14 protein-coding genes are annotated in these 17,469 nt (G+C 36.8%); 6 read left to right on the plus strand and 8 right to left on the minus strand.

Features of this window, described 5'->3' with window-relative positions; translation table 11 throughout:
- Positions 1 to 66 precede the first annotated feature (66 nt).
- Both BK580_RS11135 and BK580_RS11140 read right to left on the minus strand, forming a co-directional pair.
- On the minus strand, positions 67 to 1,134 hold the full coding sequence (locus tag BK580_RS11135; protein WP_078380391.1) for a DUF3900 domain-containing protein: 1,068 nt from the start codon (positions 1,132 to 1,134) through the stop codon (positions 67 to 69).
- 129 nt (positions 1,135 to 1,263) lie between these two features.
- Positions 1,264 to 2,499, minus strand: coding sequence for an MFS transporter (locus BK580_RS11140; protein WP_078380392.1), 1,236 nt, complete (start codon positions 2,497 to 2,499; stop codon positions 1,264 to 1,266).
- Between the two features lie 147 nt (positions 2,500 to 2,646).
- Between BK580_RS11140 and ltaE the strand changes: the two genes are divergently transcribed.
- Positions 2,647 to 3,687 (plus strand): low-specificity L-threonine aldolase, encoded by a 1,041-nt coding sequence (gene ltaE / locus BK580_RS11145; RefSeq protein WP_078380393.1) that lies wholly within the window; start codon positions 2,647 to 2,649, stop codon positions 3,685 to 3,687.
- A 147-nt stretch (positions 3,688 to 3,834) separates the two neighbouring features.
- Here ltaE and BK580_RS11150 read toward each other — a convergent pair whose 3' ends face one another.
- The 6 genes from BK580_RS11150 to BK580_RS11175 form a co-directional block, all read right to left on the minus strand.
- Entirely contained in the window at positions 3,835 to 5,472 is a 1,638-nt protein-coding gene (locus BK580_RS11150) for an AMP-binding protein (RefSeq protein WP_078380394.1), read from the minus strand.
- Positions 5,473 to 5,567: 95 nt separating this feature from the next.
- Entirely contained in the window at positions 5,568 to 6,356 is a 789-nt protein-coding gene (locus tag BK580_RS11155) for a hypothetical protein (RefSeq protein WP_078380395.1), read from the minus strand.
- Between the two features lie 307 nt (positions 6,357 to 6,663).
- A complete protein-coding gene (locus BK580_RS11160) occupies positions 6,664 to 8,826 on the minus strand; it encodes an MMPL family transporter (RefSeq protein WP_078382741.1) in 2,163 nt (720 codons plus the stop codon).
- A gap of 727 nt (positions 8,827 to 9,553) precedes the next feature.
- Entirely contained in the window at positions 9,554 to 10,033 is a 480-nt protein-coding gene (locus BK580_RS11165) for a spore coat protein (RefSeq protein WP_078380396.1), read from the minus strand.
- Between the two features lie 26 nt (positions 10,034 to 10,059).
- Complete coding sequence (locus tag BK580_RS11170; RefSeq protein ID WP_078380397.1) at positions 10,060 to 10,263, minus strand: hypothetical protein; 204 nt, start codon at positions 10,261 to 10,263, stop codon at positions 10,060 to 10,062.
- Between the two features lie 314 nt (positions 10,264 to 10,577).
- Positions 10,578 to 11,561, minus strand: a complete 984-nt coding sequence (locus tag BK580_RS11175) for a Gfo/Idh/MocA family protein (protein ID WP_078380398.1) — start codon at positions 11,559 to 11,561, stop codon at positions 10,578 to 10,580.
- 371 nt (positions 11,562 to 11,932) lie between these two features.
- On the opposite strand from BK580_RS11175, the gene BK580_RS11180 reads away from it, so the two are divergent.
- The 5 genes from BK580_RS11180 to BK580_RS11200 all read left to right on the plus strand — a co-directional run bounded on the left by BK580_RS11180 (position 11,933) and on the right by BK580_RS11200 (position 17,467).
- On the plus strand, positions 11,933 to 13,069 hold the full coding sequence (locus BK580_RS11180) for a M20 family metallopeptidase (protein ID WP_078380399.1): 1,137 nt from the start codon (positions 11,933 to 11,935) through the stop codon (positions 13,067 to 13,069).
- A 110-nt stretch (positions 13,070 to 13,179) separates the two neighbouring features.
- Positions 13,180 to 14,220: an N-acetyl-gamma-glutamyl-phosphate reductase gene (gene argC / locus BK580_RS11185; protein ID WP_078380400.1), complete on the plus strand. Its 1,041-nt coding sequence runs from the start codon at positions 13,180 to 13,182 to the stop codon at positions 14,218 to 14,220.
- Between the two features lie 16 nt (positions 14,221 to 14,236).
- Entirely contained in the window at positions 14,237 to 15,478 is a 1,242-nt protein-coding gene (argJ, locus tag BK580_RS11190) for a bifunctional glutamate N-acetyltransferase/amino-acid acetyltransferase ArgJ (RefSeq protein WP_078380401.1), read from the plus strand.
- A 14-nt stretch (positions 15,479 to 15,492) separates the two neighbouring features.
- Positions 15,493 to 16,287, plus strand: coding sequence for an acetylglutamate kinase (gene argB / locus BK580_RS11195; protein WP_078380402.1), 795 nt, complete (start codon positions 15,493 to 15,495; stop codon positions 16,285 to 16,287).
- A 25-nt stretch (positions 16,288 to 16,312) separates the two neighbouring features.
- Positions 16,313 to 17,467 (plus strand): aspartate aminotransferase family protein, encoded by a 1,155-nt coding sequence (locus BK580_RS11200; RefSeq protein WP_078382742.1) that lies wholly within the window; start codon positions 16,313 to 16,315, stop codon positions 17,465 to 17,467.
- Positions 17,468 to 17,469: the final 2 nt, after the last annotated feature.

Consider the following 17,469-nt stretch of genomic DNA (forward strand, 5'->3'; position numbering starts at 1 on the left):
GTAAAATATACAAGAAATGGCGAAAGCGAAAAACCTCAGGACCATTTAATAATCCTGAGGTTATTTTTAGTATTTTCTTTCCAGTTTTTCTACAATCATTTTCAAATCACTCGGCTTAAGCATTTCAACCGGGGAGACATTTTTTTCGAATTGTAGAAAGTCACCTTCGAGTAGAACAACAAATCGGTTATTCACTTTCGCAATATGAACATTTTCACCGTAATCGGATAGAAGTGCTTTAATAGAGAGATGGTCTAGCTTGAATTTAAGCTCAATATCAGGCGTCTGCTCGATGATACTAGATGATGCCTCAATTACTTGTTCCTCTGACCAACGTTCCTGTAATTCTCTTTTAGGGCTTGTAGCCCAAGCTTCCATAGCTGATTCCACTTTTTCTCTTTCTTCACTATCATCATGATTCTGATAGGTTTCAGATAATTCTTGATGAACCATCCCCATCACCTGATTTTTGATAATCTCAGGCATCGATTCTCCATATTCCACATATTTCAAGAAATCCTCGAAATAGCGAGAATGTGAGGATTGATGAATTTTCAACTCTCCTTCTTCTACGATTCCTTCTTCGGGCATAAATGGATATTGAATCGATTTCATATTTTTTGTAGTAATCGCCATTTGCACATTATGAATTAACGTTTGCTCGTCAGTAATGGATGCTACCTTTTGCTCAAAGTCGCATTTTAATACAAAGACAAAGGGCTCATCGAAGTATTTATTTAGCTTTGCTCTGGCAATAATTAGTACACCACCCCGAACAGCGGTAGTATCTGTATAAGTGACCGCTATTTCCTCACTAGCCTTAGAAAACTCTTCAAGGGTTTGAGCGAATTTAATTCGATGAAACAAATTGTAATTCGGATTAGAACCAAGATCATATCCAGGCTCTACCGTAAAACGTCCTATCTTGGTTGGAACTTGTTCATTTTTTGGATGACGATCCACCTTGCGTTTGGATATTTTCATTAATTCTCCATCCAAAAAAGACTTTAAGGGACTTTCTTGGTATTGTTCTTCATCAAGTGTTGCCATTTGTTTGTATTTTTTGCTTGCATTATCTCCGCTTCCTTCTACTTCAATTACATAAAAGGACAGAGATTGAATATCAAAATCCACGAATAATCACCTAATTTATGTTTAATCTTTTTGAAAGGCTCTATTAAAAATACAGCCATATTTAACAGAGCTTTTTGAAATTACTTTACAAGTATAGGCAATAGCTTCGAATGGGTCAATTCTATAGTATTATTGGTTTATTTCTCTAAGCTTTTGGTCTGAAGGTAAGAAGAAGGTGAGTAGTCCAATCAACGGTAGTGCTACGGCAAACATAATCGTATTATTTAAGCCAATCCAATCGGCTAAAATCCCAAGAGCGACAGAACCAATCGCACCCATCCCAAATGCTAAACCAACAATTAAACCTGATACTAATCCAATTCTTCCAGGAACCAATTCTTGTGCATAGACAACTGTAACTGAAAAACTAGAAAGAATGATAAATCCAATAATCGCCATTAATACGTAGGATAGAATAGGACCAGAAAAAGGAAGTAGTAATGCGACAGGAGCAGAACCTAGCATACTAACTAGAATCATATTCCTTTTACCAAATCTGTCTGCTAAAGGACCCCCGAAGAAGGTACCAACGGCTCCAGCCCCTAAAAAGATAAAGATATAAATTTGTGACTCTGAAATGGAAATCCCATAATTTTGTATGAGATAGAAAGGATAGAAATTTGTCATTCCAGCATGAAACCAAGAACGTGCAAATACTAAAAAGATTAGTAAGCTGATAGAAAATAATACTAGATTTTTATTTTGTGTCTGCGTTTTAGTAGCTATGGCTTTCTTTTTAGATACTAGTTTTGATTTTGCAATTTCCACTTGCTCTTTGTACCATTTCGCAATATAAAATAATAGAAATATTCCTAAAGCTGCAACGAATGTAAACCAAATGGCGCCAAACTGTCCAAAAGGAATGAGCATATAAGCAGCTATTAATGGAGCTAACGCCTGACCAGAATTTCCGCCAACCTGATAAATGGATTGCGCTAATCCTCTACGGTTTCCAGCTGCCATATAGGCTACTCGTGACCCCTCAGGATGGAAGGTAGCGGAGCCAATACCTATAAACATAACAGAGACAATAATCACCCAATAAGAGGAAGCTACTGCCAAACCAATGATCCCAAAGAAGGAGAAGATAAGGCCCACAGGAAGAGCATATGGCGATGGCTTTTTATCTGTATATAGCCCAACTACTGGTTGAATGAGTGAGGAGGTCGCATTCAAAGCAAAACCAATTAGGCCGATTTGTGTGAATGTTAGTCCCATAGATTCCTGTAATACTGGAAATAAAGCCGGCACGATAGCTTGTATCGCGTCATTAAGTAGGTGGACTAAGCCTATGATAAAAAGAATCGAATAAACGGTTTTATTTTCTGGTTGCTCGGTCGCAACCTTTACTTTTTGTGCTAGCATATTTTTTCTCCCTTACTCAGAATTATGATTATAATATCATGGAAAGAAACCAATTTGTAACAAAAATTTACGGTATACGAAATAAATTGATAAATAACGTATAAATAAGATAGACTAAAATAAAAAATGATAGGGGAGATAAATAGAATGATAGATTTACGAAGTGATACAGTTACAAAGCCCACAGAAGAAATGAGAAGAGCGTCTTACGAGGCAGAAGTAGGGGACGATGTATATAGAGAAGATCCTTCTGTAAGGAAGCTTGAAGAAAAGGCAGCAGAAATTTTAGGAAAAGAAGCAGCTTTGTTTGTAACAAGTGGTACTCAAGGAAATCAAATTGCGGTATTGACGCATTGTCGCCCTGGAAATGAAATTCTATTAGAATCCGATTCTCATATCTTTTACTACGAATCTGGGGCAGTAGCGGCACTAGCAGGGGTGCAAACAAGAACGATAAAAGGGGATAAGGGCCAAATGAATCCAGCAGATGTGTTTGCAGCTATTAGGCCAGAGGATCAGCACTTTCCAGAAACGGGACTGATTTGTATTGAAAACACGCATAATCGTGCAGGTGGTGCTGTCGTTCAAGTCGCCAATATGAGAGAAATCTATCATCATGCCAACGCTCATTCGATCCCAGTTCATGTAGATGGAGCAAGATTATTTAATGCTGCAGTAAGTGCAAACTGTTCGGTTCAAGATTTTACCAAGTACAGTGATACTGTGCAAATATGTTTATCGAAAGGACTTGGAGCTCCAATAGGCTCGATTCTAGCAGGTTCAGAAGATTTCATTAGAAGAGCAAGAAAATGGAGAAAACGCTTAGGTGGGGGATTAAGACAAGTTGGTATTATTGCAGCACCAGGGCTTGTTGCTTTGACGAAAATGACTGAAAGACTTGCAGAAGATCACGAGAACGCTCAATACTTAGCGAAGTCTATCAGAGAAATAGAAGGTTTATCTATCCTAAATTCAGTTGATACAAACATTGTTGTAGTAGAGGTAGCAGATCTAGGTTGTACCGCTGATCAATTTGTAGAAGCACTAAAACAAAAAGGCGTACTTGCAGTAACCTTTGGTCCAACGTTAGTGCGGTTAACGACACATTATGATGTAACAAAAGCAAACATTACAACAGCAATTCAAGCAATAAATGAACTAACGAAAGAAGTAATAGGGGTAAACTAGTGACTTGTCTTCATTAGGTTAGGGATGGGTGTTGATATTAGTAGGATTTATTTACCAATTGGTGCCAGGCGCTTTTCTCCAGTAAATAACAAGACCCCTTCTACAATGAAGGGGTCACATTTTATGCATGCACGATGTAAAAAGTCTTTATTTCACCAATTCTTTAACCGCATATTCCTTTAACTTGAATTTCTGTATCTTACCAGAAGCTGTCATTGGGTATTCCTCGACAATTTCTACATAGAATGGAATTTTAAAGCGTGCTATTTTCCCCGTACAATATTCTTTGACTTCTACAGCTGATAAAACTTCACCAGGCTTTACTTTAATAAATGCCGCAACCTGTTCACCAAGCCTCTCATCAGGAACACCGACTATTTGAACATCAAAGATTTTAGGATGACTATATAAAAATTCTTCAATTTCTCTTGGATAAATATTTTCTCCACCACGAATTATCATGTCTTTCAATCTGCCTGTAATCACTAAATAGCCTTCTTCATCCATGGTGGCAAGATCACCAGTATGAAGCCATGCTTCTCCATCGAGCGCAGTAGCAGTTTGTTCATCCATCTTATAATACCCTTTCATCACATGGTAACCTCTTGTACAAAGCTCCCCTTGAACCCCATTAGGAACAGTTTCTCCAGTAGTTGGGTCAATGATTTTCACTTCCACATTTTCCAGCACTTTTCCAACAGTTGTAACTCTACGCTCAATGCTATCATCAGGACGAGTTTGTGTGATGACTGGCGAGGATTCAGTCTGTCCGTAAGCAATGGTAATCTCGGAAGCTCCCATATCATAGACAACCTTCTTCATCACCTCAGTTGGGCAAGTGGAACCTGCCATGATTCCTGTGCGCAAACTAGATAAATCATAATCATTAAAAGAAGGGTGATTTAGTTCTGCAATAAACATCGTAGGTACACCGTAAAGAGCAGTGCATTTTTCTTGTTCTATTGCTTTTAAAACGAGGGTAGGATCAAAGATAACTAGCGGTACCATTGTGGCACCTGTAGCGACGGCAGCAAGTGTGCCCATCACGCAACCAAAACAATGGAAAAAAGGAACAGGAATACAAATCTTGTCTTGCGAAGTTATTTGCTGACATTCTGCTACATTAATAGCATTATTGATAATATTTGAATGAGTAAGCATTACACCTTTTGGAAAGCCAGTGGTACCTGAAGTATACTGCATATTAATTACTTCATCTGGATTCAAAGTATCTTGTCGTTCTTTTAAAGCTTCATCAGATACCGATGAACCTAATCGTACTAAGTGATTCCAGTTAAACATCCCGGTTTTTTGCTCATCACCTAGGTAAACAATATTTTTTAACTTAGGAAAGCGTGCAGACGATAAATGTCCAGGTGCTTGTTCCGTTAATTCTGGACATAATCCATATAGCATATCAAGATAGCTTACGCCCTTAAACTCGTCCATCAATAAAAGAGTGGTAGAATCCGATTGACGTAATAAATAATCTAGTTCTTGAGACTGGTAGCTTGTATTTACTGTAACTAAAACAGCTCCAATTTTTGCGCTAGCGTATTGAGTAATCACCCACTCTGGCTTGTTGGAAGCCCAAACTGCTATATGATCACCTTTTTGAATACCTAAACTCATCAATCCTTTAGCTACAGTGTTACATATTTCTTGAAATTCCCTATATGTATAACGCAATTCATTCTCCACATAGACAACTGCTTCCTTGTCAGGATATTGTTTAGTGGTTTCATCAAGAAGATCACCAATTGTTTTATGTACCAAGTTTGCCATTTTTGCTACCTCCTAAATAAGCTGATAACTAAATATTAGTACGAATCTTCAGAAAAATCAAATGAAGAAGAAAGATTAGCTGCTATTTGCAACAGCTAATCTTTCTTCACTTCCTCATTTTCTGAGTGTTTTTTATCTACATTAATCGGAAATTTATGAACGACTCGTTCTTTACTGCTGAAAATAGTGCTGAAATAGTGCAGTGTTTGCTTATACTTTGTTTCAATAGATTGGATAGCAGATTCGAGTTTTTCTATCATCATACTACGTAGGCTATCCAGTTGTTTCGCCATTTGCTGCGAATTCACATCTTGCTTATCCATTCTTTCCATTACCGTTTTGTGGAACATGTCTTGTACTTCTAATTTATCGTTAATTTGTTGGTAAAAAGTTTCTTGTTCTTTCATTTTATTTTGAATATCAAGATAAAGTTTTTCGTAATCCTCGAGCTTATTGTGTATTTTTCTTGTTAAATCTTCTTGAAAAGATAGTTGATCAATGGTTGCTTGACTCATTAGTTTTTCTTCTTCTAAAATTCTGCTAACCTCTTCGCTAATGGTCTCTAAGTTATTTAACCGATGAATTACTTCCTTATTATTCAACTCATTTAATTGTACTTCGCCTCTAAATTGTTCATTTATCATTTCCTGGTCTTGCAATTTACTCAATAGGTGCAAATATTGGGTATGCTGCTCAGAACTAGCATCCTCCAATTTATCATTTATAGAGGTTACAGAATCTGAAAGAGCATGATTTGTTTGCTCTTGTATGGTTAAAAATTCTGCGAGATAATTTTTTTTCAGCATCGTTTGGTTAGTTGTTGTCATAGTAGAAGGGTCCAGGTAGATCTTGGGCTGAGGATGAATTTGTTTAGGTTCTGTCATGCTGCTACCACTCCTTAATATTGTAAAGCGGAAAGAGAAAGGGATAATGTATCATATGACAAAATAGCGGAATTGCTCTTTTTTAGATTGACTACCTGAAAAAGTATGGTTACCTGTGAAACTCCCTGATGATTTCCGTGCTAGGTGTTCGCTTCCCGTAATCAATATTTTGTAACATAGATAGCCCTTAAGTTATTAGTTAATATATGTAACAGTTTAGTAGCGGTATTGTTTGTCTTATTCCTTGAATTGAAAAAAGAAAGGGGAGTAAGAATCTATTGTAAGATTTTTACTCCCCTAGAACAACTTAATCTCTTGAAGCTTTAGTTATTTTTGTTTTTCCAAAAAACCACCAGTTCCAATCACCTAGAAGTTTCATAAAGGCAGGAACGAGTATCATCCGAACAATAGTTGCATCAATGAAAATTGCAAGCGCAATACCAACTCCTAATTGTTTGACAGGCATTACATCTGTAAAGGCAAATGCCCCAGTTACTACAATCATGATGGCAGCAGCAGATGTAATAATTTTACTTGTTACGGTTAAACCTTCTAGTGTAGCAGAATCATTATCACCGCTCTGTAAATAATTCTCATGAATTCGGGAAATAAGAAACACTTCATAATCCATACTTAACGAAAACACAATAGAGAAAACAAAGATAGGGAGGATAAGAGCTAAAGAAACGGGTTCCATCCCCAAATGGCCTTCTTGGAAGATCCAAACTACTATTCCGAAAGTTGCTGCTAAACTTAAAATGTTCATCAATATAGCTTTTATAGGTATTAACAGAGATTTAAAAGCTGCAAGTAAAATAAAGAATGTAGTTAACACAATAAACGCAAATCCATAAGGAGCCTTCTTGATGATTTCATCAAAAATCTCCTGTTCAAACTTAGGTGTTCCACCGATATGCAATGTCAAATCCGTATAGTTGGTTTCCCAATGTTTCACCCAACTCTGAGCAGCTTTTTCAGATTCGAAGTAAACATGAAAAAGCATCATATTAGAAGTTGTGAAATTATCCAATAACGGCATTAATGATGCCTTTGCTTCAGGTTGTTGGAGTGATTGATAGAACATTTCTGCACTTTCGAGTCCTGATAGGGAAAAGGGAGATTCAATCATTGTCACGTCATCAGATTTAGCGATTTCCTCCGTCAACGCTTCAGCTTGTAATAGATTTTCTTCTTTTAATATATCATCTTCTATCTCCATGATAATCACTGCTTTTACATCATCACTTTTATTCTCTTCCACAAAGTTTTCTGCAAATGTATCATAAGCTACTCGTGATTCATAGGAAAGGGGTAAGGCATCGATACCCGGCACTGTTAAATTCATATCTTTTACAGGAATAAGTGCACTTATTAAAAGAATAAGTGTCACAATAGCCATAATTACCGGTCGTTTCATTACAAAGGATGCAAAATTCCTCCATAGGGAAGACCTTTCTTTGGATACTTTTATGATGGAATAACGGTTAATGTTTTTGCCGATAAGTGAAAGCATGGCTGGTAGGAACGTAATAGCAGATAAAACAGAGACGAACACAACTGTCATTCCACCTAAAGCAACATTTCGAAAAATATCTATTTCGATAAACATTAGTCCTAATAACCCAATAAATACGCATAATCCAGAAAATATAATCGATCTTCCGGCTGTTAAAACCGTGACTTCAATAGCTTCTTTAATGGAACGCTTTTGAACTTCTTCTCTAAATCTGTCAATAAACAATAAAGCAAAGTCAATACTTAAAGCCAGACCAATCATCGGTACTATATTTAATATGAAAATCGTTAAATTCATTTGGTGGCTAAAGAAGTACATAATCCCCATGGTAGAAACGATCGAAACAATTCCAATTAGTAATGGTATTCCTGCGGCAATCAAACTCCCAAAGGCTAGTAATAAGATAATAAGTGCAATAGGTAAAGCTATCATTTCAGCTTTAGCTAAATCTTTTTGGCTAGCTACATTTAAATCTTCTTCGATTACAGGTCCACCCGTCATCGAAACTGTTAACCCATCTTCATTAGATAATGCTGAAGAGAGTTGTTCTAATTCTTTTCCGATATTTTCAGGATGCTCGTGGTAGGAAAGGATTCCATAAGCCAGATTATCACGCATCATGTTATCCTGAATAAAGGGGCTAATAATCGTACTCGCAGTACTTACGGTTTCTAATCTTTCAAAAGTAGCAGTTATGTATGATTCAAAGGATTCCATTGTCACTTCTGGCTCTTTCTCAAAAAGAACAATGATAGAAGATTGATCTTGCTTAAATTCCTCTGCTAATATGGCTTGCGTCTTTTGATAACTTCCATCAAATTCAAAACCGTTACCACTAAGTACAGATGGCAGTTTAGAAGCAAAGTATCCAAAAAATATAATAAAAATACACCATGCCACCACTACCCATTTTCTTTTCTCATAAATGAATCCACCAAAACCTCTCAATAACATCTCCTCCGAAATATGTATTAACACTAAACTAAAAATCCCCAATAAAAAACATTCCTGATTTTTCCATAGAATTGACCTAACTTCATAATTAACAATAAACTCTTTTCTTAATGGTAAGCCGCCCATACAAACAAAATTTGCAAATTTGCACCTTGGATAAGGAAAAAGTGAAGCGTCAAATATCCCCGTCTCCCCTGTAGATTGTAGTGCAAGGCGTGAGACTCCTGCGGGAATGCGAGTCGAAGGGAGACCCCGCAGGCGCTTTATCGCCGAGGAGGCTCCCGAGGCCGCCCGCGGAAAGCGATCGCCTGGCACGGAAATCTACAGGGCGTTCAAAGGGGTCACTTTATATTTTAAGGATAGCCAATCTAAAAGTTAATGAAAGATAGACTCAACTAAAAGTAAATATACGCTTAACATTATCATATCATCACTTAATATTGTATATAAAGAATACGCCTTTAATTCAAAGTATATTAAGTAGAAATTCATAATATAAGAAAAAGAAGAAGACTATAATTAAATGTCTTCTCCTTTTAATGCAGCTATTCACGGTGTGGTGGGCGTAACGTGTATTTCTTAAAAATGAAAGTGCTCGAATTTTGAAAAATTCCTATATGGAAGACCATTGGCGGTGGTCTTCGTTAAAATTAAGAAGGTGTGAGAAGGGCCTTAATCTTGGCTATGCAGGTGGCGGTAGAAAGGCTTTACGTTCCCAAAAGAAGTGTTACAGAATGTCTACTCTAACAACTAAAGCTAATAGAATTTGAAGAAGTAATTGAATGTTGATGACTAAATCAGTGTCTGTAGTTGTAACTCTTACACCACATGAGTTCTGAATATACGTTTGTTGGCGATTTACTTGTACAGTTTTTGATGATTGTAACAACTCTTGCGTTATTAGTTCTGCTTTTGAACTGTCAGCGATAGAGACACTAATTACTAAAACAATTGCCGCTTGAATTGCTGCCTGTAAAGATACTGCTATTTTTGTATCTGTTGTTGTTACTTCAACATCTTTTGAATCTTTAATTACGATCTGCTCATATGATTGTTGGATCATTTTGTTTACTTGAGCTGAATCTTGATAAACAGCACTGTCATCTAATGGATGTCTTCCACTAGGATCAAGTGCACTCCAGTTGCTTCCACAACCGCTGTTGCATGAACCTCTACTTCCGAATAACCAGTTATCAACTTGACTCATTTATAAATTCCCCCATTTTATCCCTTTTATTTTTTTTCTTGTTTTTGAAGCTTTTGAAAAGATTCCTGTAAATCCAGAACTAATTTTTTTAATTGTGATTTCTGCTCATTTGTGAAATTATCATTGCTAAGCTTAACATTGTGCTTTCTTAGTAAGTTATCTAATAAAAGATTTGTGCTAGTTTGAGAGAGCTTCGAAATCTCATCTTGCATATCATTACGATCTACCATTTACACACCTCCTTTTCCTTCCTCACAACATTCTATGTAAAAGTGAGAGAAGAGAGTGGACAAACAGCCTCTATCAAATGACCATTTTTCACTATTTTTAATAGAATGGGTGGAAAGAATAGAGAAACATCCATTTAATAGATGGGAATAGAATGGAAGCTTGTGGTGGGGAAGAAGTATTGATTTTTGGTAGAATCAACCGATATCGATAGCTAACAAAAAAACGCTAACCTCCTATTTGAGATTAGCGTTTTTTGACCAGTCTGATTATTGTTAAGTTTAGGTAATGTTTAGCTGCGCAGCCTCTGTCTTACTTATTGATCTGCAGGATAAACTAACCCGATTTGCTTTCTTATTTCATCCAATATCGTATGTGTTATTAGTGAGTGTTTATGTGAGTTTGCAGTGGATTCGAATTGGCCATTTTGTACAAGATTCATAAATTCCGCTGCTTCATAATACATAGAAGCGTGATTTTGTTCCACTGAAATATCTTCAATCGTTCCATCCTTATACAGAATTTGTACCTTTTCAGGAGTATGGATCTTATCAATGATAATCGTTCCATCTTCACCTTGAATTTCAGTTGATGTATAGGAGTTTGCTATTTTTGAGTGCGTTACAACCGCATCCATTTTATTGTATTGGAAAAGAACACTACCTTGGCCATCCACACCAGATTCTAACATAATAGCATTTCCCTTTATCGTATTAGGAGCCCCAAATAGTACGACCATTGGATAGATCGTATATATACCGATATCCATGAGAGAGCCATTCGAAAATTCAGGTTTGAATGCATTAAGTACAATACCTTCTTTGTATTTATCATAACGAGAGGAATATTGACAATAGCTTGCAATATATCTTCTAACTTCACCAATTTTATGTAAATTTTCTTGGATAGATATAAAGTTTGGCAATAAGGTCGATTTTAATGCTTCCATCAAAACAACATTATGTTTTTTAGCCACATCTACCATTTCTTGAAGGTCTTTTGCATTGGAAGTTATTGGTTTTTCACATAATACATGCTTGCCATTTTTCATGCAAAGAATGGCTTGTTCTTTATGTAATGAATTAGGAGTAGCGATGTAAACAGCTTCAAAATCTTTACTTGCTGCAAATGCTTCAAGATTTGTCTCGATATGTTCAACATTAAATTTTCTTGCAAATTCACTAGCCCGCTCTTCTGTTCGAGAATAGACTGTTGTGAGCGAAAATCCTTTAATCTCTTGTGCGGCTTCAATAAATCGTTCCGTTATCCAGTTGGTTCCAATAATACCGAATTTCAATATGGACGTCCCCTTTATCTAAATGATTGTTTTCATTATTATAGCAAAAAAAATAAAAAAAGAAGACACCTACAATAGGTGTCTTCCTTGCGTATTGAGGCGATAATCTGCATGACCACATTCATGCATTGCTTAAAAAGCGTGAAAATCGACTTACACAATTCAGCTCATCGCTCAATTACTATAACATAAGCGACATTATATTACAACAAAAAATTATAAATTAATCCTATTAATTCTAGCTAAAACAAGTGACAAATCTATAAAAAAAGTAAAAAATAAGAAATTCTCCTAATAATAAAGGTATAATGTATAAAGAGTTATGATAGTTACAACCATCAGAGTGATGATGAAATATGTCAGGAGAGAGTAAGATGCGTAAGTTTTTAACCGAAAATCAACAAGAAATGCTGCAACTATTAGAAAGGATTGTGAATGTTGATAGTGGCTCTTTTATTAAAGAAGGCGTGGATAAAGTAGGCTCTATTTTAATGAAAGAATATCGAGCTCTTGGTTTTTCCATTCAAGAAATACAAGAACAAGAATACGGAAATCATTTAATCATCCAACATCCACAAGCTAAAAATCCCCAAATCATTATTATTGCCCACATGGATACAGTATTTCCAGCAGGTACGGTGAAAGATCGTCCATTTAAAATGGTCGGCAACCGCGCATATGGACCAGGTGTTATTGATATGAAGGCAAGTCAGATTACTTTACTTTATGCAATGAAAGCTTTAATTAAAAGTCATACAAAAGCATACAGAAACGTAGTAATCGTTTTGAATAGTGACGAAGAAATTGGTTCGCCAACATCAAAAGATCTAATAGAGCAAAAAGCAAAGGGAATGAAATATGCGTTAATCATGGAGCCAGCAAGAAAAGATGGCTCGCTTGTAACCGCTAGAAGAGGAAAGGGGCATTATACCTTAAGCGTAAAAGGAAGAGCAGCTCATTCTGGAATTGAACCGGAAAAAGGAAGAAGTGCTATTGAGGAATTAGCATATAAAATTATCCGACTACATGATCTAACAGATCATGAACAGGGGATTAGTGTGAATGTCGGTTTAATTGAAGGCGGTTCATCTGTAAATACTGTTTCAGACACAGCGGTGGCGGAAGTCGATATTAGAATTTCAGAGCGTGAACAAGCAAGCCGTATGGAAGCAAGAATAGAAAAGATTTGTGCATCTACGGATGTAAAAGGAACCGAAATTCATTTAGAGGGGAAAATGAATCGTCTGCCAATGGAAAAGAATGCACAAACTACATCACTTCTTCATTTAATCGAAGATGTTGGAGAGAAAATAGGAATTGAAGTGACAGATACGGCAACAGGTGGGGGGTCAGATGCTTCATTTACTGCTGCGATGGGGGTAGCAACAATTGACGGCATGGGTCCAGTTGGAGGAAATGCTCATAGTGATGCTGAATATTTAGAAATCCCTTCTTTAACTGAACGTACGGAATTATTAGCAAAAACAATTGAAAAGCTAGCAACTACCTAATAAAAATGCCTCTCATTGCAGAGGCATTTTTTATTTGAAAATTTATATTGTATTTTTATTCATCCGAAGTTATAATAATTCATATTATAAAGAAACAGAAAGGATGGATGATGTTGAACGTTGGAATCATTGGAGCAAATGGATATAGTGGGGTGGAACTAATTAGGCTATTAATTCAACATCCCCATATTCAATTAAACTATCTTGCATCACATTCCTCGAGTGGAAAGCTTATGAAAGAGCAATACCCTCATTTACAAGGTGTTGTAGAACATAAAATTGAAGAAATTAATATAGAAGAAGCAGCTAAAGTAACAGAGTTAATGTTTTTTGCAACCCCATCTGGAATTTCAAAAGACTTAATTCCGAGATTAATAGACCAAGGTGTTACATGTATAGACCTTTCTGGTGATTTCAGATTAAAAAAGGAAGGTTTATACGAAAAGTGGTATAAACATACGCCAGCATCTACCTCATATTTAGAAAAAGCTACCTATGGCTTACCAGAACTTTTCCATAAAGAAATAAAAGGTGCTTCGTTAATTGCTAATCCCGGTTGTTATCCTACTGCATCCTTACTCGGGCTTGCACCAGTGTTAAAAAGCAAATGGATTCAATCGAAATCCATAGTAATTGACGGCAAATCAGGAGTATCCGGAGCGGGAAGAAAAGCCTCTTTAGGAACACACTACGGTGAGATAAATGAAAATTTGAAAGCTTATAAGTTAGGAGAACATCAACATATTCCAGAAATCGAACAAATCATTTCTGAACTTACATATTCTGATGATCCTATTACATTCACAACTCATCTCGTACCGATGACAAGAGGGATTATGTGTACGATTTATGCCGACCTAATCGAGCCAGTTTCAACAGAAGATGTGTTAACTATGTATCAAGAATTTTACCAAGATAACTATTTTGTGAGAATTAGACCATTGAATACATGGCCAGCAACGAAAGAAGTGTTCGGATCGAACTTTTGTGATATTGGTGTAAAGGTGGACGAAAGAACGAATAAACTTATTATCGTCTCTGTTATCGATAATGTTGTAAAGGGTGCAGCGGGGCAAGCAGTTCAAAATATGAACATATTAAAAGGCTGGTCAGAAGAAACAGGACTTACATTGAGTCCAGTATATCCATGACGAAAGGGCGGAAAATATGAACGCACATGTAATTACAAACATAAAGAATCAATGGGCAAAGGTGGAGGGTGGAAACATCTGCACCCCTAAAGGATTTACAGCTGGTGGATTACATTGTGGAATTAAGCGAAAAAGAAAGGACTTAGGATGGATCTATTGTACAGTTCCTGCCAATGCTGCGGCTGTTTATACGACAAATCTATTTCAAGCACCTCCATTAAAAGTAACGCAAGAAAGCCTAAAAAGTAATGGAATATTACAAGGGCTAATTGTTAATTCAGGAAATGCCAATTCTTGTACTGGTGAAGAAGGAATGCAACATGCTTATAACATGAGAAATACCTTTGCGGAACAATTCAATATTGCACAAGAAGATGTTGGCGTGATTTCTACAGGGGTAATTGGGGAGCAGCTACCAATTAACAAAATAATAGAAGGAATCCACAATATCTCCTATGTTCAGAAGGAAGTGGATGGTCTCGACTTTGAACAGTCCATTTTAACAACGGATACGTTTACAAAGAATGCATGTGTAAAGATGAAGATGAAAAACAAAGAAGTGACGATTGCTGGAGCAGCAAAAGGTTCAGGAATGGTTCATCCAAACATGGCTACGATGCTGGGCTTTATTACGACTGATGTGAATATTGATCAAGCAGTTCTGCAAACAGCTCTCAAATCAGTAACGAAGGAATCATTTAATATGATTACAGTAGACGGGGATACAAGTACCAATGATATGGTTGTTGTGATGGCAAGTGGATTAGCTGGGAATGAAGTCTTGATAGGGGAGGATGAAGAATATCAACTTTTTCTTGAAGGCTTAAAAGAAGTATCGCTACACTTAGCAAAACAAATTGCGCGGGACGGAGAAGGAGCTACGAAATTAATTGAAGTAACAGTAGATGGAGCTTTAACCGATACTGACGCACAAACTATCGCGAAAACTATCGTTGGCTCAAGTCTTGTAAAAACAGCAATATTTGGAGAAGACGCAAACTGGGGAAGAATTGTTTCGGCTGTTGGCTATAGTGGTGTTCAATTAAATCCCAATTTAATCACTGTGGCAATCGGCCCAATTAAGGTTGTGGAAAATGGGTTACCACTTGTTTTTTCAGAAGCAAATGCAAAAGTATATTTGGAAAATGAAGAGATTAAGATTTATGTCCACATTGGTGCAGGTAATGCAATGGCTACAGCGTGGGGCTGTGACTTATCTTATGATTACGTTCGTATCAATGCTTCTTATCGAACTTAAAAGGGGGAGAGGAATTGAACTATCTCATAGTTAAATGTGGAGGCAGTATTATTAGCAAACTACCTGCTTCTTTTTATACAGATCTAGTTGAAGTCAAACGAAAAGGTACAGTTCATCCGATTATCGTGCATGGTGGGGGTCCTAATATTTCTTCTTTATTACATGCAATGAATATTGAGACCACCTTTGTAAATGGACTAAGAAAAACTACGGAACAAGTGTTAGAGGTAGTAGAAATGGTATTATCAGGAAGTGTGAATAAGCAACTTGTTCGGCAAATCATGCAAGCTGGTGGTACTGGTTTCGGTCTAAGTGGAGTAGATGGAATGCTTTTGGAGGCAAAATCAGTTGAAAATGTAGCAGATCTTGGATTAGTGGGAGAGGTTGTTAATGTGAATAAAGACATACTTCTACAGATAATGGAAAAAGAAATGATTCCTGTCATATCTCCAGTAGCAGTAGATAAATTTGGTCAAAATTATAATATCAATGCGGATATGGCAGCCTCAGCAATTGCCAAAAGCTTACAAGGGTCGCTTTGTATGATTACAGACGTAGATGGAGTTTTATTGGATACGGAGATCGTTCATACTCTATCAGATAAAAAGGCGACTAGCTTAATAGAAAATAATAAAATTACAGGTGGAATGATACCAAAAGTGAAAGCAGCTTTTGATTGTTTAGCAGAAGGAGTCGCAGAAGTTGCAATTATTAATGGAGCGAAAGAGCATGCCCTATTGCAGTTTGTCGAAGGAAATTCAGTAGGTACTATCCTGTACTTAGAGGAGGCTATCGAGCAAATTGGCTAAATCAATCATAAGTCAACCCACTATTATGAATACATATCGACGGTTCCCGATTACATTTAAAAAAGGAAATGGGAGTAAAATTTGGGACGAAAATGAAACGGAATATCTTGATTTTACATCTGGTATTGCAACTTGTAATCTAGGGCATGTTCCGGAAAAGGTAAAGCAAGCAATCGAAGCTCAGCTTGCTAATCTCTGGCATACATCTAATCTATTTCATATAAAGAAACAGGAAGACCTTGGGGTTCTGTTGACAGAAAATTCGTGTTTTGATCAAGTGTTTTTCTGTAATAGTGGCGCCGAGGCGAACGAAGCAGCGATAAAGTTAGTGCGTGCTTATGTTGTCTCTCAAAACAAAACCAATCCTCTAATCGTAACTTTTCATCAATCTTTTCATGGCAGAACCCTCGCAACTGTTTCTGCTACAGGGCAAGAGAAGATAAAAGCGGGCTTTGAGCCATTACTACAGGGTTTTATTCATTTGGAGTTCAACGATTTCCACTCGCTGAAAATGCTAGCTGATATTTCACCAAGTGCAGTTATGTTGGAACTTGTCCAAGGTGAAGGTGGTGTGATACCTGCTGATCAGAAATGGGTCGATGAATTAGTGAAAATATGTAAACAAAAAGAGATTTTACTAGTCGTAGATGAGGTTCAAACTGGTATGGGGAGAACGGGTAGCTTGTTTGCGTATGAACAATATGGAATCAAACCTGACATTATGACGCTGGCAAAGGGCTTAGGCTCTGGTTTTCCGATAGGAGCAATGTTGGCAAAGGGAAATGTGGGAGATGCTTTTCAACCAGGAAGTCATGGAAGTACATTCGGCGGTAATCCATTAGCATCTACAGCGGGACTCGCCACTCTACAAGAAATGATTACTTCCACTGTTTTGGAAAATAGTGAGAAAATGAGTAGTATCTTGTTTGCTAAATTAAGAGAGTTACAAGAAAACTATTCGTTTATCAAAGCAGTTCGGGGGAAAGGTCTATTAATTGGTATGGAAATTAAGGGGGATGCCACAAAGGCTGTAGAATTAGCCTTACAAGAAAAACTCCTTATACTTACGGCAGGACCGAACGTCATCCGTTTCTTGCCACCATTAACGGTATCTAAGAATGAGATTGAAGAGTTTGAAGCTAAATTTATCAAGGTGTTAGAACAGTTAAAGGAGGATTGAAC

This window comes from Sutcliffiella halmapala, from assembly GCF_002019665.1.
In the GTDB taxonomy this organism is placed as follows: domain Bacteria; phylum Bacillota; class Bacilli; order Bacillales; family Bacillaceae_I; genus Sutcliffiella_A; species Sutcliffiella_A halmapala.